This window comes from Paenibacillus sp. GP183, from assembly GCF_900104695.1.
GTDB lineage: Bacteria > Bacillota > Bacilli > Paenibacillales > NBRC-103111 > Paenibacillus_AI.
The window spans coordinates 74090-92168 of sequence record NZ_FNSW01000001.1; the positions used below are offsets into that span (position 1 = coordinate 74090).

Annotated in this window: 17 protein-coding genes; 15 read left to right on the forward strand and 2 right to left on the reverse strand. The window is 47.5% G+C overall.

Features of this window, described 5'->3' with window-relative positions:
• Window positions 1-62: 62 nt before the first annotated feature.
• From gpr to BLV33_RS00435, 15 genes are all read left to right on the forward strand, one after another.
• Window positions 63-1067, forward strand: a complete 1005-nt coding sequence (gene gpr / locus BLV33_RS00365; RefSeq protein WP_090786811.1) for a GPR endopeptidase — start codon at window positions 63-65, stop codon at window positions 1065-1067.
• A gap of 256 nt (window positions 1068-1323) precedes the next feature.
• Window positions 1324-1734 carry an IS200/IS605 family transposase gene (gene tnpA, locus BLV33_RS00370; RefSeq protein WP_171909321.1) on the forward strand — a complete coding sequence of 137 codons (411 nt, stop codon included), beginning with the start codon at window positions 1324-1326 and terminating at the stop codon, window positions 1732-1734.
• A gap of 2 nt (window positions 1735-1736) precedes the next feature.
• Window positions 1737-2822 (forward strand): RNA-guided endonuclease InsQ/TnpB family protein, encoded by a 1086-nt coding sequence (locus BLV33_RS00375; RefSeq protein ID WP_090786817.1) that lies wholly within the window; start codon window positions 1737-1739, stop codon window positions 2820-2822.
• Between the two features lie 506 nt (window positions 2823-3328).
• Window positions 3329-4540, forward strand: coding sequence for a stage II sporulation protein P (locus tag BLV33_RS00380; protein WP_090786820.1), 1212 nt, complete (start codon window positions 3329-3331; stop codon window positions 4538-4540).
• An 11-nt stretch (window positions 4541-4551) separates the two neighbouring features.
• Window positions 4552-4929, forward strand: a complete 378-nt coding sequence (locus tag BLV33_RS00385; RefSeq protein ID WP_090786823.1) for a DUF3679 domain-containing protein — start codon at window positions 4552-4554, stop codon at window positions 4927-4929.
• 92 nt (window positions 4930-5021) lie between these two features.
• Window positions 5022-6836 carry a translation elongation factor 4 gene (gene lepA, locus BLV33_RS00390; protein ID WP_090786826.1) on the forward strand — a complete coding sequence of 605 codons (1815 nt, stop codon included), beginning with the start codon at window positions 5022-5024 and terminating at the stop codon, window positions 6834-6836.
• A gap of 38 nt (window positions 6837-6874) precedes the next feature.
• Complete coding sequence (gene hemW, locus BLV33_RS00395) at window positions 6875-8026, forward strand: radical SAM family heme chaperone HemW (RefSeq protein WP_090786829.1); 1152 nt, start codon at window positions 6875-6877, stop codon at window positions 8024-8026.
• Window positions 8027-8155: 129 nt separating this feature from the next.
• A complete protein-coding gene (locus BLV33_RS00400) occupies window positions 8156-8623 on the forward strand; it encodes an N-acetyltransferase (protein ID WP_090786831.1) in 468 nt (155 codons plus the stop codon).
• Window positions 8624-8719: 96 nt separating this feature from the next.
• On the forward strand, window positions 8720-9748 hold the full coding sequence (gene hrcA, locus BLV33_RS00405) for a heat-inducible transcriptional repressor HrcA (RefSeq protein ID WP_090786834.1): 1029 nt from the start codon (window positions 8720-8722) through the stop codon (window positions 9746-9748).
• A 32-nt stretch (window positions 9749-9780) separates the two neighbouring features.
• The gene (locus BLV33_RS00410) at window positions 9781-11322 is read left to right on the forward strand and encodes a TCP-1/cpn60 chaperonin family protein (RefSeq protein WP_090786837.1); all 1542 of its coding nucleotides are present in this window, start codon (window positions 9781-9783) and stop codon (window positions 11320-11322) included.
• A 93-nt stretch (window positions 11323-11415) separates the two neighbouring features.
• The gene (gene grpE / locus BLV33_RS00415; protein WP_090786840.1) at window positions 11416-12033 is read left to right on the forward strand and encodes a nucleotide exchange factor GrpE; all 618 of its coding nucleotides are present in this window, start codon (window positions 11416-11418) and stop codon (window positions 12031-12033) included.
• A 49-nt stretch (window positions 12034-12082) separates the two neighbouring features.
• Window positions 12083-13921, forward strand: a complete 1839-nt coding sequence (gene dnaK / locus BLV33_RS00420) for a molecular chaperone DnaK (protein WP_090786843.1) — start codon at window positions 12083-12085, stop codon at window positions 13919-13921.
• 101 nt (window positions 13922-14022) lie between these two features.
• A complete protein-coding gene (gene dnaJ / locus BLV33_RS00425) occupies window positions 14023-15144 on the forward strand; it encodes a molecular chaperone DnaJ (protein ID WP_090786846.1) in 1122 nt (373 codons plus the stop codon).
• 419 nt (window positions 15145-15563) lie between these two features.
• Window positions 15564-15710: a YfhD family protein gene (locus tag BLV33_RS00430; protein ID WP_090786849.1), complete on the forward strand. Its 147-nt coding sequence runs from the start codon at window positions 15564-15566 to the stop codon at window positions 15708-15710.
• 12 nt (window positions 15711-15722) lie between these two features.
• Entirely contained in the window at window positions 15723-16103 is a 381-nt protein-coding gene (locus BLV33_RS00435; RefSeq protein ID WP_090786852.1) for a hypothetical protein, read from the forward strand.
• Between the two features lie 167 nt (window positions 16104-16270).
• Here the strand turns inward: BLV33_RS00435 and BLV33_RS00440 are convergent, their stop codons facing one another.
• Together BLV33_RS00440 and BLV33_RS00445 are read right to left on the reverse strand one after the other, a co-directional pair.
• Complete coding sequence (locus BLV33_RS00440) at window positions 16271-16852, reverse strand: hypothetical protein (RefSeq protein ID WP_090786861.1); 582 nt, start codon at window positions 16850-16852, stop codon at window positions 16271-16273.
• On the reverse strand, window positions 16833-17936 hold the full coding sequence (locus BLV33_RS00445; RefSeq protein WP_253186925.1) for an ogr/Delta-like zinc finger family protein: 1104 nt from the start codon (window positions 17934-17936) through the stop codon (window positions 16833-16835). Before BLV33_RS00445 ends, BLV33_RS00440 begins: the two co-directional genes overlap by 20 nt.
• Between the last annotated feature and the right edge of the window lie 143 nt (window positions 17937-18079).

Genomic DNA, 18079 nt, shown 5'->3' on the forward strand with positions numbered 1-18079 from the left:
TTGTTTGGTATAAGACGTCTGTAATCTTTGCACACTAAGCCAATGAGTACCATGAAAGGGGCTTGTGCATGGATTTAACTTTATATGAATTGAGAACCGACCTTGCTTTGGAAGCGCGCGACATTGCGACGGCTGCTAATAAGGGGCAGGAAATTCCCGGAGTTCACTCTGAAACCACAAGAGACAATGGAGTCAGAATAACCAAGATACATGTCATGAATGAGGAAGGCTCGCGTGCGATTAACAAGCTTCCGGGTCGTTATATCACCATTGAAGTACCGGCACTCAGACAAAAGGATTCCACTTTGCAGGATCGGGTTGCCACGAAAATGGCTCAGGAATTCGAGAAATTTTTAACGGAAGCGGGCATACCCAAAGACGCCAAAGCGCTCATCATCGGGCTGGGCAACTGGAATGTCACTCCGGATGCGTTGGGGCCTTTGGTGGTTGAAAATGTGATGGTGACGAGACATTATTTTGAGCTGATGCCTGATGATGTGGGCCCGGGGTATCGTGCTGTCAGTGCGGTAGCGCCGGGTGTCCTGGGAACAACAGGGATCGAAAGCAGCGAGATTGTGCTGGGCATTGTCGAGAAATCAAAGCCGGACTTTGTGATTGCTATTGATGCTTTAGCCTCCAGATCACTGGAGCGGGTCAACACAACGATACAAATTTCGGACACCGGCATTCATCCCGGTTCCGGGATAGGCAATAAGCGTAAGGGCTTGACACAGGAAGTTTTGGGCATACCCGTAATTGCCATAGGCGTTCCGACTGTGGTGTATGCCTCGACGATCGTCAACAACAGCATAGATTTGATGCACAAGCATTTCAAGCAGCAGACGAGCAATACCGGACAAATTCTCGGGCTTTTGGACAGCATGGGAGAAGAAGAACGGCTGATGCTGGTTCGAGAGGTACTGAGCCCGGTCGGTTATGATCTACTGGTCACTCCCAAAGAGATTGACGAATTCATTGAAGACATTGCCAATATTATTGCAAGCGGCTTGAATGCAGCACTGCACGAAGCAGTTGATTTGAATAATGTGGCAGCTTACACACATTAGAAACGAATGCTCCTTCCATCCTGGCCTTCCATAGGAAGGCTTTTTTGCACGTCCATCGACAGCATCATCTATTGATAAAATTAGAATAAGGATTTGATAGAGAAGACATTTGTGGCCAACAAATTATCAAATTCGCCGTAAAACCCCTTGCTTTAGCCATGGGGATATAAGGCACTTTGCTCTGCATCCCTTTAGGGATGACATGTTAGATAAACTATATTAAATTAACTTTTTGTGGTACAATTTACTGTAGGTGATGACATTGAGTAGAAAAGTAGAAAGTAATCATAATATCGTTTTTGATTGTAAATATCATGTTGTTTTTTGTCCTAAGTATCGAAAAAAGGTACTCAAAGAACCAATTGATACAAGGCTAAAAAGTTTGTTTTTAGAGAAGTCTAAAGCGTTAAACACAGAAATCGTTGAAATGGAAATCATGCCCGATCATGTTCATTTGCTCATCAAATGCGATCCACAGTTTGGAATCCACAAAGTAGTGAAACATTTGAAAGGGTACACGTCAAGAGTGCTAAGACTAGAGTTTAGCCATCTAAAAAGTAGACTCCCTTCCCTATGGACAAACTCGTATTTTGTTGCAACCGTAGGTACAGTTCAACTGGATGTAATCAAAAAATATATTGAAAGCCAAAAAGAACGAGGTGAATAGTATTGCTTGTTGCCTACAAATACCGAATATACCCAACAAAAGAGCAAAAACAGAAGATACAATTTACTCTTGAACGCTGCCGTTTGTTGTATAACCGGTTACTAGAAGAACGTATTCTTGCCTACAAACAAGAAGGGAAAACACCGAACTACTACGATCAAGCAAACACGTTCAGCGAGCGTAAACAACACATTCCGGCATTAAAGCAAGTGCATTCGCAAGTGTTACAGGATGTTGCGAAACGATTGGATAAGGCGTATCAAGCATTTTTTAGACGAGTGAAGCAAGCCGAGACTCCAGGGTTCCCACGTTTCAAACCACAATCGAGGTACGATTCGTTTACCTATCCGCAAGGCGGGTACACAATCCATGGCAATAAAATAAAGCTATCCAAGATCGGTGAAGTGAAAATAAAACTACATCGAGAACTGCAAGGCAAGATGAAAACCTGTTCCATCATTATCAAAAACGGAAAATACTATGCTTGTTTTTCGTGTGAAGTTGAAGCCAAACCTTTGCCTATAACAAACATGAAGGTTGGTATAGACTTAGGACTCAAACACCTTGCAATACCATCTGAAGGAGAACCGATAGAATCACCCAAATATCTTCGTCTAAGTGAACAACGATTGAAACATCTACAACGTGCCGTATCCAAAAAGAAGAAAGGTTCGAAACGTAGAAGCAAAGCTGTACATCAATTGGCGAAATTGCATGAGCATGTAGCCAATCAGCGAAAAGATCATGCGCACAAAGTTTCTCGTAAACTCGTAAACCAGTACCAATTGATTGCTTTTGAAGATTTAAACGTATTAGGGTTGGTTAAGAACCATCATCTTGCAAAAAGCATTGTCGATGCAGGATGGCAGCAACTCGTACAATTCGTGATGTACAAGGCTGAAAGTGCCGGTCGTCAAGTAGTGCAAGTGAATCCATACAACACATCTCAACAATGCTCCAACTGTGGTGAAATCGTCAAAAAAACACTATCCGAACGAACGCATCAATGTTCTTGCGGATACGTTGCAGATCGGGACGTAAATGCGGCGATTAACATACTAAACCTAGCTTTGAAAAACGTATCGTAACCTAAAAAAGACTAGGCTTGGATAGAGCCTCCAAGGAGGGGAAAGGATACGATCCCCGATGATCTGAGAAGCCCCTGCCTTTAGGCATGGGAGCATGTCACGGTTTCTAGCATCAACATGTACGAAGGTAAAAATAAAGCCCATTAAGCTATGATCCGACTCTGGAACAATGAAAAACATCATTCCAACACTGGTTTTCTTCATCTAATATATCTAGTAGAATGAAAAACATCCTTCCAGAGCTAAAAAGAAGCCCAGCGGGCCATGACCGGACGCTGGAACGATGAAAAACATCTTTCCAGCTCTGTTTTTCTTCATCGTAATCTGCTAGAAGAATGTAAAACATCCTTCCAGCAAAGTACATGGGATTCAGACACGACGTTACAAGGAACTTTTCAGAGGGGTTCCTTTTTCTTTTTCTTTTACTTCAATCTCCTACTATTTATGGTTCTATGGAACGCTCCAAATTCATAGAGTTAAGTAAGATAGATTAGGAGGAATCATAAATGAAATGGACATCCGCAACGCTGAACCTGAGCCCGATTCGCAAAACCTTCCAAAGCGCCGGAGCAGTTGGGAAAACCTTCTTCTTACTTAGTATGGCTTCTGTTTTGTTTTTTGTTTTACTCTCCGTTGGCAGCTATTTGCAAGCGGCTAAAGTGACAACCTCTCCAGTATCTTCAATGAAGGGACTGGCCGCTTCGGTTTCCAACCTGTTTTTTATCGATATGCTGGGTATGGAAGTCCCCCATTTGAATCGCGATTTTCAAAAGTCTACTTTTTCACAAGGGAATGTGGTTCATTTCGCTTTTCGGTTTTTGACGGATATTAATCCGCGTGACCCTCAAAGTCTGATCGCGAGCGAGGTTCCCGGCTTGGAGCTCGACAAAACTACTGTGCTGAGAACGAGCAAAGCGACGAATCCGAGTGAACCGGTCGACTATGTACCCAGTCCTCAGGTTTTGCAAATTAACAACAGTCCCAGCGAGACTCCCGTGTCTACCCCAAATCCAACGAAGGAGCCTGCTTCGACCCCTCAGCCGCTCAAATCAGCGGGCAATAATGTAGCTTTTATTTATCAAACACATAGCAATGAGTCCTTTTTGCCAGAGCTAAAAGGGGTGACCAATCCGGATGAGGCCTACAGCGACAAGATCAATGTCATTCAAGTCGGTGAGAGGCTTGCCCAAAATTTAGAAAAAGTAGGCATCGGAGCTGTTCATTCTACGACTGTATATCCGGGTGTTGTGAAGGACTTCAAATATCCATATTCCTATAAATATTCGTTAAAAACACTTCAGGAAGCCGTATCCGCTCATCCCGATCTGGACTACTACTTCGACATTCATCGCGATTCAGCAGCCCGCAGCCGGACTACGGTAACGATTGATAACAAGGATTATGCGCAGGTGTATTTTATTATAGGCGGCAAAAATCCCAACTGGAAAAAGAACGAGGAGTTCGCCAATCAAATTCATCAAATCCTCGAAGCCAAGCATCCAGGCATATCCAAAGGGATTCATGCCAAAACGGAGAACGAAGGAAACGGTCTGTACAATCAAAATTTCTCTCCGAACAACATTCTTATTGAAGTAGGCGGCCCGTTCAATACGTTAGAAGAATGCTACAGGACGACCGATTGGCTGGCTGAAGCCATCTCTGAAGTCATTCTCAATGCGAAAAAAGTAAATGCCCCGGCAGTTGCTTTAAAGAAATAGAAGGGAGCAGGATGGATGTGGCACGATTTTATATGAAAATGGTGTGGTTTGGCCTCATGCTGATATTCTGCATATTCTTTGGCGTCAGTTTGGCTACATCCGGAATTGAACGCATCCAAGGACCTATCTCTTCTCCGGCGGCCCAAAAGAGCACGATTAAGCCAGTGACAGCCGCAGTTGCCGCTTTACCTTCACCCTCCCCTTCTTCCATCAAGAAGGAACAATCGATAGCCAAGGCACCCCCGGTAAAGGAAAAAAATCCGGAAGACATCGAAGGCAGATCGTTAAATTTGGTTGGAAATAAACTGGGCGACCTGCTGCAAATTGTATCCCACCACGGCATCAAATGGTTTGTTTCGATCTTTGATACCGTACTTGGCCGGGGATGACGCAAGGTCAAGGCGGCAACCAGCATTGATGCTGCTTCCTACAACTGCTATAATGAAACTTATTTGCAAGTTGTGGGGGTAAACAGGAAGCAATGACGGACATTCGAGCCAGACAAGAAAAAATACGTAACTTTTCCATCATCGCTCATATCGACCATGGTAAATCTACCTTGGCTGACCGCATATTGGAATTTACCGGTGCCCTATCCTCAAGGGAAATGCAGGAGCAGGTGCTCGATCAAATGGATTTGGAACGCGAACGCGGGATCACGATCAAGCTGCAAGCCGTTCGCTTAGGTTATAAGGCTGATAACGGAGAGGAATATATCCTTAATCTGATTGATACTCCCGGACATGTCGATTTCACATATGAAGTATCGCGAAGCCTGGCTGCTTGTGAAGGCGCTTTGCTGGTTGTAGACGCTGCTCAGGGGATCGAGGCGCAAACGCTGGCCAATGTATATTTGGCTTTGGACAATAATCTGGAAATTCTACCTGTCATTAATAAAATAGATCTTCCCAGTGCAGATCCGGAGAGAGTGCGGCAGGAGATTGAAGACGTGATCGGGCTGGATGCCAGTGAAGCGGTGCTCGCTTCGGCAAAGGCCGGGATCGGGATCAAGGAAATTCTTGAACAGATTTGCGAGAAGGTGCCTGCTCCTAAGGGTGAACCTGATCAGCCGCTGAAGGCGCTTATTTTTGACTCCCATTATGATCCTTATAAAGGAGTAATCGTGTACGTCAGGGTCATGGATGGCATGATCAAGGCCGGCTCCAAAATTAAAATGATGGCCACAGGCAAAACCTTTGAGGTGATTGAAGTAGGTGCGTTCATGCCGAGAATGTCGATAGTGAATGCGCTGAATGTTGGAGATGTAGGCTTTGTTGTTGCCGGAATCAAGACAGTTGGCGATACGCGTGTAGGCGATACGGTTACAGATGCCTTAAAGCCAGCTGCTGAAGCATTACCGGGATACCGGAGAATCAATCCGATGGTTTTTTGCGGGCTGTATCCGATTGAAACTACGGATTACAATGATTTACGCGACGCACTGGACAAGTTGGAGCTCAATGATGCATCGCTCCGTTATGAGCCTGAGACCTCTACCGCATTAGGATTTGGCTTTCGCTGCGGCTTCCTCGGTCTCCTGCATATGGAAATCATCCAGGAGCGCATTGAACGTGAATTTAACATTCCGTTAATTACGACAGCGCCAAGCGTTATCTATCGCATTACCCTGACTAATGGCGATGTGATGGACATTGACAATCCTTCCAATTATCCGGAGCAGCAGCGGATTGATTTTGTGGAGGAGCCTTATGTAAAGGCGTCAGTCATTGTTCCCAATGATTACGTCGGAACGATCATGGACCTTTGCCAAGGCAAGCGCGGCGAGTTCATCAACATGGAGTATCTCGACACGAACCGTGTTACGCTCAGCTATGATATTCCATTATCGGAAATCGTCTACGATTTCTTCGATATGTTGAAGTCCAGAACGAAGGGCTACGCCTCCTTCGATTATGAGATTTCCGGCTACAAGAAATCCAATTTGGTTAAAATGGACATTTTGCTCAACTCTGAGCAGGTGGATGCACTTTCCTTCATCGTCCACCGCGATACGGCTTATCATCGCGGCAAAATCATTTGCGATAAGCTCAAGGAGCTTATCCCGCGGCAAATGTTCGAGGTTCCGATCCAAGCCGCAATCGGACAGAAAATCGTCGCCCGCGAAACCGTCAAAGCGATGCGCAAGAACGTTCTCGCCAAGTGCTACGGAGGTGACATTTCCCGTAAGCGTAAGCTGCTGGAAAAGCAAAAGGAAGGCAAAAAGCGCATGAAGCAGGTCGGCAGCGTCGAAGTGCCGCAAGAAGCCTTCATGGCCGTCTTGAAAATCGACGACTAAAATCGTTGATGCAGCTTTATTTGGAAAGGAATTTCCCGATGATCACAACTTCTGCGGCTCCAAGAGCCGTTTATCTGCATATACCATTCTGTACAAATAAATGTCATTACTGCGATTTTAACTCCTATGTACTCAAAGGCCAGCCAGTGATGGACTATCTCGATGCGCTCGAAAGAGAAATGGAGCAGACCGTCAAGCTGCACCCGCCTGCGGAGGTGGAAACGATCTTCGTTGGCGGGGGAACGCCAACCGTGTTATTGCCAAAGCAGATGGAGCATTTCCTCAAGCTGGTTGCCGCTTATTTTCCTTCGACCCATCAGCAGTTGGAGTTTACGATGGAAGCTAATCCGGGTACGACCGACGAAGATAAGCTTGCCGTTATGAAATCAGGCGGAGTGAACCGCATCAGCTTCGGTGTGCAATCCTTTAACAACGAGCTGCTGGCCGCCATCGGACGAATTCACAATACGGATGATGTGTATCGCAGCATCGAAAACGCGAAGAAGCTTGGCTTTCGCAATCTTTCGATTGATCTGATGTTCGGATTGCCGAAGCAAACCATCTCGATCATGGAAGAAACACTGAATGCGGCGCTGGCTCTTGATTTGCAGCATTATTCAATCTACGGCTTGAAGGTTGAAGAGAACACGCTGTTTCACACCTTGTATAGCAAAAACCAGCTTCCCCTCCCGACCGAGGAAGAAGAAGTAGACATGTATGCTTTAATTATGAAGAGCCTCAAGGATTCGGGTTACACGCAGTATGAAATCAGCAACTTCGCTAAGCCGGGCTATGACAGCAAGCACAACTCGATGTATTGGCGCAATCAGTTTTATTATGGTCTGGGAGCCGGTGCTCACGGTTATATGAGTAACCACCGCCATGTCAATGTCAAAGGAATCGAGCCTTACATCAACAGCGCCCGTACAGGGCTGCCTGTTACGGAACGTTTTGAAGTATCGCAGAAAGAAGCGATGGAAGATTTTATGATGGTAGGCTTGCGGCTTTTGAAGGGTGTTAAAGAAGTAGATTTCATGGAGCAATTCGGTGTAACGATGGAATCCATATTCAAACCTCAGCTCGATAGACTGCTAAGAATGAAGTTGTTAGATCGTATCAATGGAGGATACCGCTTGTCTGATCAGGGTGTGTTCCTGGGAAATGAGGTTTTTGGAGCTTTTATTGAGTAAAATAACCCTTGTGCAAATATACGGTTTGTTGTATATTTATTCATAAATTCACTCGTGCATGGGCGGAAAATCCTGCTGTGGCATATGTGGATTTTATGCTTTTATGTACGTGAATGGTGGGATCAGCAGATGGAAGCAACAGTAACTGTCAGAAAAGCATCCGCAGATGATGTGGAGAAGCTCTATCATATTATACACGGCTATGCGCAGCAGGGAATAATGCTGCCGAGATCGCGCGAAACACTTCATGAGCAAATCGACACCTTTGTGGTTGCCGAGATGGACCATGAGTTAATTGGATGCGGGGCGCTCACAAGGCTGGGATCGGAATTGGTGGAGATTCGCTCGCTTGGCATGACCGATGGCCACAAGGGTCAAGGTATTGGTCGGAAGCTTGTCCAATTTCTTCTGGAAGAAGCGCGTATGATGAACGTAAGCAAGGTGATGGCGCTCACCTATGAGGTTGCTTTTTTCCTCAAAAATGGTTTTGCCATCGTGCCCAAAGAGGTTTTTCCCGAGAAGGTTTGGAAAGATTGCATGCACTGCAAAAAACAGTATTGCTGCGACGAAATCGCCGTGCTTAAACGACTGGATTGACTTGACAACAGACCTTCGGGTCTGTTATTTTTGTATTAGAGTTTAGCACTCATCAAATAAGAGTGCTAACGAAATCATTAGCGGGAGGGCTTATATATGCTTTCTGAACGTCAGCGCATGATTCTTAGCGCCATTATTGATGATTATGTTCGCTCTGCAGAGCCCATCGGTTCCCGCAGCATTTCCAAACGGGGCAATGTAAGCTTCAGCCCTGCGACTATTCGCAACGAGATGTCTGACCTGGAAGAGATGGGCTATTTGGAGCAGCCTCATACTTCTGCGGGCCGGATACCCTCGCATAAAGGCTACCGATATTATGTCGATCATTTGCTGCAGCAAGAAAGCTTGGGCAGTCAAGATCTGGATGCGATGAAGATTACTTTTGCCCAAAGAATTCAGGAGATGGAAGATGTCATTCAGCACGTTGCGGGAATGCTCTCGAGTCTTACCAATTATACATCGGTTGTTCTTGGCCCGGAGGTTTTCAGCACGACGCTGAAGCACCTGCAGATCGTTCCATTGAACGAAACCACTGCCGTGGCTATCATTGTCACGAATACGGGACATGTTGAAAATAAGACGGTCACGATTCCCGAGGGCATGGCTATGTCCGAGATTGAAAAGGTCGTCAACATTTTAAATGCGCGGCTGAAGAATGTGCCATTACTGCAGTTTAAAAGTAAATTGTATAACGAGATTTCCACTGAGCTCAGCAAGTATGTGAGCGGGTATCAGGATTTGATTTCCGTTGTGGAAAGCGTGCTTCAAAATGATGAGAAAGATCGCATTTTTCTAAGCGGTACATCGAATATGCTGATTCAACCTGAATTCAAGGATGTGGATAAAATCAAAAACATCCTCGATCTGCTCGATGAGTCGCCAACACTCATCCGGTTATTTACTCCTTCTATAGAAGGAGTGGAGGTCAAGATCGGATCGGAGAACAGCATTGCAGCCATCCATAACTGCAGCTTGATTACAGCTTCCTATTCAATAGGAGATAGTCCGATAGGTACGATAGGAATCATAGGCCCGACTCGAATGGAATATGCAAGGGTGATCAACTTGCTGAATGTTGTGTCCAAGCATCTGGAGGTATCCCTCAGCCGTTGGTACGGCAAATAAAACTTATGCTTAGCGAAGAAGGTGCTTGATCGATGAGTGGAGCAGGGCAGGGAAGCAGCGACGGAGAAGAACGATACTCTACGCTCGTCAATAACGCATCGGCGGTTCGGGCGATTTGTTCAGCCGTCGAAGGCACACTCGGTCCCAAGGGTCTCGATACGATGCTCGTTGGTTTACAGGGAGAAGTCATCATCACGAATGATGGAGTCACGATTTTGGAGAAGATGGATGTCACCCATCCGGCAGCCAGGCTGCTGATTCAGGTGGCTCGATCCCAGCAAAAGCAGATCGGTGACGGTACTACAACTGCAACCGTGCTGGCAGGGGCTCTGGTGGGCGAGGGGGTTGCGCAAGTAACCCGTGGTGTTCCGGTTGCCAAGGTCGTAAGCGGGATGCAGGAGGGAATAGAGCTTGCCATCCAGAGCTTGCGATCGCGAAGCAGAGCGATTCAAGGGTTGGATGATCCCAATCTTCGGCGGATCGCCTTCACGGCCGGCCGCGAGCAAAGCGAGATCGCTGATCTGGTGATTGCGGCGGCCCGGCAGCTGGGTGAAGATAAGCTCCGGGAGCCGGGCAGCCGTTTCTCGGACTGCATCATCTCCCATGATGAAGCGGACAACGAGGTGTGGCCCGGCATCATATTGAATCAAAAACCAATAAATCTGCATATGGTTACAGAAATTCACGCAGCCAACGTTTTGGTGCTGCAGGATGCTTTTGAGCCCGAGTCGGTCAGCGAGGAATCGCTGGTTACGGAGGCCGGCTTTCAGCGCTACATGCAGCTGAAAGAGCAGTTCCGCAACAGCCTTGGCAAGCTGCTGGAGCTGCGGATCGGCCTCATTGCGGTAGATCGCGGAGCCGATCCGGAGGCCGAGCAGTTTTGCTCCGATCATGGCATCCTGATCGTACAGCGGGTACCCCGCAAGGATTTGCAGCTGCTCTGCGAGCATACTGGAGCCAAGCCGCTAAGAAGAACCGCGCTCAAGAAGAGCGCGCATGAATTGGAAGCGGCCCTGGGCCATGCCGGCCAAGCCGTCTACGATGAGAAGCTGGCTCGAATCCGCATCTCCAAAGGACGCGGCGAGCCGTTCGTCACGGTCATTGTCGGCGCAGCTACGCGCGAGGTCATCGGCGAGCGGGCACGCATTGCCATGGACGCCGCGGCGGCAGTGCAGGCCGCCATCCGCGGCGGGTATTTGCCCGGCGGCGGCGCGGTGGAGATGGCCGTAGCCCATGAGCTTGAGCGGCATCGCGAAACGCTCAAAGGGCTGGAAGGCTTCGGCGTTGCTGCTGTAGCCGGGGCGCTGCGCAGGCCGCTTTCGCAAATCGTCATCAATGCGGGATATAATCCGCTGGAGAAGGTTGAGGAGCTGAGGGCCGCTCAGCTTGCCGAAGACAATGATGCCATGGGTATCGATTGCGACACCGGCAAAGTGACCAACTTCCTTGAGGCTGGCATTCTGGATCCAACGGATGTGAAGATCCATGCCCTTCGGGCAGCCGGTGAAGTGGCCGCTGCCGTGCTCAGAATTCATACCGTGATCAAAATGAAGCAGCCTTTTGAAGAAGTATAAAGATGGGCAAACTTACGCCTAAAGAGATGGATGCGCGGCCATTTGTAACAGGCTGCGTAATACCTGCGGACTACGTTAAGGAGGTGAAGGAGATTGAATACTGGAAATAACAAATCGGAGGGTACATATACAGCCGCCGAAGAAAAAAATGATCAGCAAGATGTACCGATTCAATCGGAAGAGCAGTTTGAAGAAGCGGTTATCATTGACGAGCAGGCTGAACCCATCCAATCCGAGGAACAGTTTGAAGAAGCTGCGGCAGACACCCAGCTCGAAGAGCTGCGTAAGCAAGCAGAAGAGAACCAACAACGTTATCTGCGGGTTCAAGCGGATTTTGATAATTTTCGGCGCCGCTCGAGACTGGAGAAAGAGGAATTTGCCAAATACGCTTCATTGAAGCTGATTGAGCAGCTTTTACCGGTAGTCGATAACTTCGAACGCGCATTATCATCCAGCAAGGATACGAAGGATTTTGAAGCATTGGTGAAAGGACTGGATATGACCTTCCGCCAGCTGGATCAACTGCTTGCACAGGAAGGCTTGACCCCTATTGAAGCGGTCGGCCAGCCTTTTAACCCGGAATTCCATCAAGCCATTATGCAGGTTGAATCTGAAGAGCATGAGGAAGGCATCGTGGTTGAGGAGATCCAAAAGGGGTATCTATTGAAAGACAAGGTCGTTCGCCCCGCTATGGTGAAAGTAAGTGTATAAACGTGGACAAACGAAATGATAAAACACATAAAAGGAGGCTCATCATATCATGAGTAAAGTAATCGGAATTGACTTAGGTACAACCAACTCTTGCGTTGCCGTTATGGAAGGCGGAGAAGCCGTTGTTATCCCTAACGCGGAAGGCAATCGTACAACCCCTTCTGTTGTAGGCTTCAAAAAGGACGGCGAGCGCGTAATCGGAGAAACGGCAAAGCGTCAATCCATCACGAATCCGGATAAAACAATCAGCTCCATCAAGCGCCACATGGGGACCAATCATAAAGTGAAAATTGACAATGCGGAATACACTCCGCAAGAAATTTCCGCCATGATTCTGCAAAAGCTTAAAGCTGATGCGGAAGCTTATCTAGGTACCACAGTTACACAAGCGGTTATTACTGTTCCTGCATATTTCAATGACAGTCAGCGTCAGGCGACTAAAGATGCGGGTAAAGTGGCAGGTCTTGAAGTACTGCGTATTGTCAACGAACCAACGGCAGCGGCCCTGGCATATGGCTTGGAAAAAACAGAAGATCAAACGATCCTCGTTTTTGACCTTGGCGGCGGTACCTTCGACGTATCGATTCTTGAGCTTGGCGACGGATTTTTTGAAGTCAAAGCAACAAGCGGGGACAACCGTTTGGGCGGTGACGATTTTGACCAATTGATCATAGATTATTTGGTAGCTGAATTCAAAAAAGAACAGGGCATCGACCTGAGTAAAGATAAAGCTGCGGTACAGCGTCTGAAGGATGCAGCAGAAAAAGCTAAAAAAGAGCTTTCCAGCGTGCTGACTACAACCGTATCCTTGCCGTTCATTACCGTTTCTGATGGAGTTCCCCAGCATTTGGAGATCAATCTGACTCGCGCCAAATTTGAAGAAATTACCGCTCCATTGGTTGATAGAACACTGGGACCCACACGTCAAGCATTGAGTGATTCCGGTCTTTCGGCTAGCGACATTGATAAAGTTGTATTGGTAGGCGGATCGACTCGTATTCCGGCGGTTGTGGAAGCTATTAAGAAATTGATCGGCAAAGAACCCCATAAAGGCGTTAACCCGGATGAGGTTGTTGCTCTTGGAGCAGCCGTGCAAGCAGGTGTCTTAACAGGTGATGTGAAGGACGTAGTTCTTCTTGACGTAACTCCACTGTCCCTGGGTATCGAAACAGCCGGTGGTGTGTTTACGAAGATGATAGACCGCAATACAACCATTCCTACAAGTAAATCTCAGGTGTACACCACTTATGCGGACAGTCAAACAAGTGTTGAAATTCACGTGCTTCAAGGTGAGCGCGCCATGGCTAACGATAACAAGACGCTCGGTCGCTTTATGCTTGGAGATATTCCTCCGGCTCCGCGCGGGATCCCGCAAATCGAAGTTACCTTCGATATCGATGCGAACGGGATCGTGAATGTGTCTGCACTCGATAAAGGCACAGGCAAAAGCCAAAAAATCACGATCACTTCCTCCAGCGGTTTGACCGATGCGGAAATCGATCAAATGATGAAGGACGCTGAAGCGCACGCTGAAGAAGACCGTAAGCGTAAAGAGCTTGTAGAAGCTCGCAACAATGCGGATCAGTTGGTCTACTCCGTGGGTAAAACGATCAAAGATCTAGGAGACAAGGCCGACCAAAGCGAGGTCGAAAAAGCCAACGCAGCCAAGGAGAAAGTGAAAACAGCACTTGAAGGCAATGATCTGGAAGCTATTCAATCAGCTACGGCTGAGCTGACTGAGATCATTCAACAGCTTTCTGTGAAGCTGTATGAGCAAGCTGCTCAAGCCCAAGGCGGTAATGGTGCTGAGGGCACTGCTGATGCTGGGAGAGCCAAAGACAAAGTGGTCGACGCAGACTATGAAGTGGTTGACGAACCCAAGAAGTAAGCTTATTCTGATAGAAGCAATAGGACAGGGAAGTCAAAGCCAAAAGGGGTTACCCTTGGCTTTGACTTTCCCTATGTAGTCTTGAGCATGGGAGTGGAACAATGAGTAAACGTGATTATTATGAGGTGTTGGGGGTAGGCAAGGGGGCATCCGCGGATGAGATCAAGAAAGCTTACCGAGGCATGGCTCGTCAATATCACCCAGACGTGAATAAAGCTCCTGACGCTGAAACGAAATTTAAAGAAGCGAAAGAAGCCTACGATGTTCTAAGCGACGACCAGAAAAAAGCCCAGTATGACCGTTTTGGCCACGTTGATCCGAACCAGGGAATGGGTGGCGGCGGCGCTGATTTTGGCGGCGGCTTTGGGGACTTGTTCGATATGTTTTTTGGCGGCGGCGGAAGCGGTGGCAGACGTAATCCGAATGCGCCGCAGCGCGGTAATGATCTGCAGTATACAATGACGATCGAGTTTAAGGAAGCGGTCTTCGGCAAAGAAACCGATATTCACATTCCGCGGACTGAAACCTGCGACAGGTGTGATGGATCTGGGGCGAAACCCGGAACCAAACCGGAAACCTGTTCCGTTTGTCATGGCAGCGGACAGCAGGAAGTGATTCAAAACACAGCATTCGGCCGCATTGTCAACCGTCGGGTTTGCTCGGCTTGTAATGGGCAGGGGCAAATCATCAAAGATAAATGCCCGACCTGCCACGGTGCAGGGAAAGTGAAGAAACAACGCACGATTCATGTTAAAATTCCGGCTGGTGTCGACGATGGCGCTCAGCTTCGTGTATCTGGAGAAGGTGAAGGCGGCACAAAGGGCGGCCCTTCAGGAGATTTGTATGTCGTCATTCGCGTTAAAGCTCATGAATTTTTCGAGCGCGAAGGTGATGATGTTTACTGTGAGGTGCCGTTAACCTTTGCCCAGGCTGCTCTGGGTGATGAAATCGAGATACCGACGCTTACGGAAAAAGTTAAGCTGAAGATCCCACCTGGCACTCAAACGGACACTTATTTCCGTCTCAAAGGAAAAGGAGTACCCCGGCTGCGCGGCCATGGACAGGGAGACCAGCATGTCAAGGTGGTCATCGTAACTCCGACCAATATGACGGACGAGCAAAAAGATTTGCTTCGTCAATTCTCCAAGCTGAACGGAGAGGACACGCACGAGCAGCAGCAATCGATTTTTGAGCGTATGAAAAAAGCTTTCTTGGGTGATTAAGATTGGAACCGAACTGAACTGAGCACACTTTGCGAAAGCAGGGTGTGCTTTTTTTTCCTTCGATTCTGGTTTAATAAGACCATTTAAGGAGTAATCAACGAGGAGATGAGTTAGTGAACTTTGTCTTACTATTAGTAAGTCTGGTATCTCTAATCCTTGGAAGTAAAAAATAAAATGTGAGATAGTGAGCCAAAGTTCAGTAATAGCGAATATAAGTTCGCGAGTAAGGAGTTTTGCTTTACTAAATTGAAAACTGGGCAGATTTCAGGATAAATTAGGAGTTTGTCCTTACTTTTAGTGTGTTTTGACTCATTAATTTTCATTATGGCAAATAGGGAAAGGTTATACATCTCAGGTGGGAATGAGTGGGCTCCATTGTGAGAACAATAGGGGTAGATCAAGCCCGAGGAGGAAATTACATGACATCGAACCAAAAGAAAGAAGAGCGCAAGCTGCCCATTGCCAAAAATGAGCAGGTGGAATTCTCGTCAGAAGCAGCAGACGTTGATGATATCGAAGCGGTGATCCGGGCAGATGAAGCGGATAACCGTCAGGAGAATTCATAGGAGGACAATCAAATGGCAGAGAAAGGCATTCTTGCTAGTTTCAACGATCCGGCAAAAGCGGAAGCTATTGCTTCCAAGCTTAAAGCCCTGCGAGCCGTCGATGTTCAGATAGACCGTATCAGTCGCTTCCCGGAAGAGATTGTAGAAGATACGCCATTTACGCCCACTGACAGGATAAACAGTTTGGCTGCGCTAAACCAGAATGCCAGTATTCCCAGAATTGATGCTGGAATTCTCGTTTCCGCAGATTCTGCCGCAAGCGGACTAAGTGATGGTGTAAGCGGGCCGGTAGCAGGGGTAACCGGAAAGGATATTTTACTTTCAGCAGTCGTCGACGAATCGATTTATGAGCAGGCGCTTCGCGTGATCCAAGATGGCGGCGGGGAGATTTAGCAAGTGGATGACCTCTGAGATTCAATAATTAACGATGATGACGAATGGGTTGGGGATGGCAACGAATATTTGACTTAGAGATAATCGCGTAAGTTCCAAAAAGCATCTGCTGACCTGGCTGCCTTGAGGCCCTGGTTGACAGATGTTTTTTTTCTACGACGGCACAATCAACAAACTAACACTTGATCCCATTGATTCTCCAGTTGTTGCAGAAAATTGTGGGGATTGCGATTAAACCGTCTTCGTTGAACGCTTTCGGATAGTCGTTCGCTCCATTGTGCTTTGCGCTTTGTATAGGTTTCATAGCTCACGGTTCGTAAACGGGCGACGACGTGCTTCTGACGAAGCGCATCATCAACAAGTACAATCATTTCTCCGTTACGTATGATGTAACTATTCCAATTCCGAAGACCTGTGATCCGACGATGGCAAGATTTCGTCCGCCGAAAAAATTGCTCCAGATCGTTGTTCGTTCGCGGGAGGTAATAATGGTCGTAGCAGGTAAACAACCCTTTCCAGAACCCGCGAGAGTAGCGGATCACATTGTCGACCATGGGAGCATCGGTCTCGTCGGAATACGTCTGTTTGAGCCAGTTCAGCACATGAGTCATTTCCCATTCAGCCGTTTCGCTGGTCTTGTCTACTTCCGGCTCCAACGCCGCCGCTATATGTGAAATCGGCTTTGCCCAGCGACATACGGTTTCATAAAGGACCCCAAGTTCGTCTAGTTTACTGAAAATTCTGACCATACCCTGAAGAAGATGAGGCTCTTTTTTTAGTCAAGCATCGCTGTAGCGACGCCTGTATGGCCTGGGCTCGTTCATAGATCAGCATACCGGGCAAATCAAGTGGTGGTTCGCCATCTTCCAGGAGTAAAGCGCGCACTGCAGCGGCATAACCCTTTGCCACCTGGACCTCCTTGTACGAGGGCGCTTCTGGTGCATCGCTCAATGCAAGGGGACTCGCTTTTGCGCTTGCCTGTGCTTCCGTGATTGCTTTTTTCTCGGTTTGCTCGATTTTTCGCTCTATATCCCGCAGGCCGCGCATGCTCTTTTTCAGTTCCATTTTGAGTTTGCGATCGGCATCCACAACAGGCTTTGCGATGTCTTTCAGATAATGATATTGGCAGTACTGATACGGTACATCAGGCAAGAGCGATTCGAAAGCCTGCCGGATGGAAACCTGCCCGTCGCTGACAATCCCTACGATGGGATAACCCAGTTCAATAATCGGATCGATAAGTGTCCGTAATTCGGCGGCGGCTCCGCTCTTCATGTTCTGAGCCGCTAGAATCGTGCCGCTAAATACTTCTCGGATGACGTATAACATCTCGTTTCCTTTTTCGGGTTGGACGCCATCCATGGAAAGGATGATGCCGCCATTCTGTGCTGTGGTTTCCGCCAAGATTTGTTTGACGTAATCGTCAAGGCTTGCAGCTAGCAGTGTTTGATACCGTTCATATAAGGTTTGTGCGTATCTTTCACTCGTCACTATACCGCGCTCATTTAGCGTATCCGCAATCTCCTTGCAGGTGCGATGCTGTTTGAAGCGCAGTTCGCCGACGAGACAGAGCACATCGTAACTGTATGAGGAGTGCTTCATACTCAGCGCTTCCGCTTCAGCTGATTTGTACGTGACACCAGCGTGCGGACAGTCTACGTTGGGACAGGCATAAGCCATGCTCCAAGCGTGAATGACGCCGCTGAGTGTTGAAATTTTCTTGTTCCATGCAGTGTGGGAACGCTTTAATCTGATCCCGCAATGCGGGCAGTTTTTCATTTCGGGTCTGAAGTAAATTTTCGGCGCGGCGCCGAGGCGATTTTTCGAAAGCAAAAGGGTCAACTCCTACAAAAATTGTTGTCCCTTATGTATTCGACAAAAGAAAGGAAAATCCTGTTTGTTAATTGTGCTATCGTAGTTTTTTTTGCCGGACCTGATTTTACCCACAAAGAGAAGTATAGTACAATAGGCTTTGT

Excerpts from the sequence above, each read along its gene's own strand:
- BLV33_RS00430 (WP_090786849.1), top strand. The coding sequence starts at position 15,564 with ATGACATCGAACCAAAAGAAAGAAGAGCGCAAGCTGCCCATTGCCAAA.
- BLV33_RS00440 (WP_090786861.1), bottom strand. The coding sequence starts at position 16,852 with ATGGTCAGAATTTTCAGTAAACTAGACGAACTTGGGGTCCTTTATGAA.
- hemW (WP_090786829.1), top strand. The coding sequence starts at position 6,875 with ATGATCACAACTTCTGCGGCTCCAAGAGCCGTTTATCTGCATATACCA.
- tnpA (WP_171909321.1), top strand. The coding sequence starts at position 1,324 with ATGACATTGAGTAGAAAAGTAGAAAGTAATCATAATATCGTTTTTGAT.
- hrcA (WP_090786834.1), top strand. The coding sequence starts at position 8,720 with ATGCTTTCTGAACGTCAGCGCATGATTCTTAGCGCCATTATTGATGAT.
- BLV33_RS00400 (WP_090786831.1), top strand. The coding sequence starts at position 8,156 with ATGGAAGCAACAGTAACTGTCAGAAAAGCATCCGCAGATGATGTGGAG.
- BLV33_RS00410 (WP_090786837.1), top strand. The coding sequence starts at position 9,781 with ATGAGTGGAGCAGGGCAGGGAAGCAGCGACGGAGAAGAACGATACTCT.
- BLV33_RS00435 (WP_090786852.1), top strand. The coding sequence starts at position 15,723 with ATGGCAGAGAAAGGCATTCTTGCTAGTTTCAACGATCCGGCAAAAGCG.
- dnaJ (WP_090786846.1), top strand. The coding sequence starts at position 14,023 with ATGAGTAAACGTGATTATTATGAGGTGTTGGGGGTAGGCAAGGGGGCA.
- lepA (WP_090786826.1), top strand. The coding sequence starts at position 5,022 with ATGACGGACATTCGAGCCAGACAAGAAAAAATACGTAACTTTTCCATC.
- dnaK (WP_090786843.1), top strand. The coding sequence starts at position 12,083 with ATGAGTAAAGTAATCGGAATTGACTTAGGTACAACCAACTCTTGCGTT.
- BLV33_RS00385 (WP_090786823.1), top strand. The coding sequence starts at position 4,552 with ATGGATGTGGCACGATTTTATATGAAAATGGTGTGGTTTGGCCTCATG.
- BLV33_RS00380 (WP_090786820.1), top strand. The coding sequence starts at position 3,329 with ATGAAATGGACATCCGCAACGCTGAACCTGAGCCCGATTCGCAAAACC.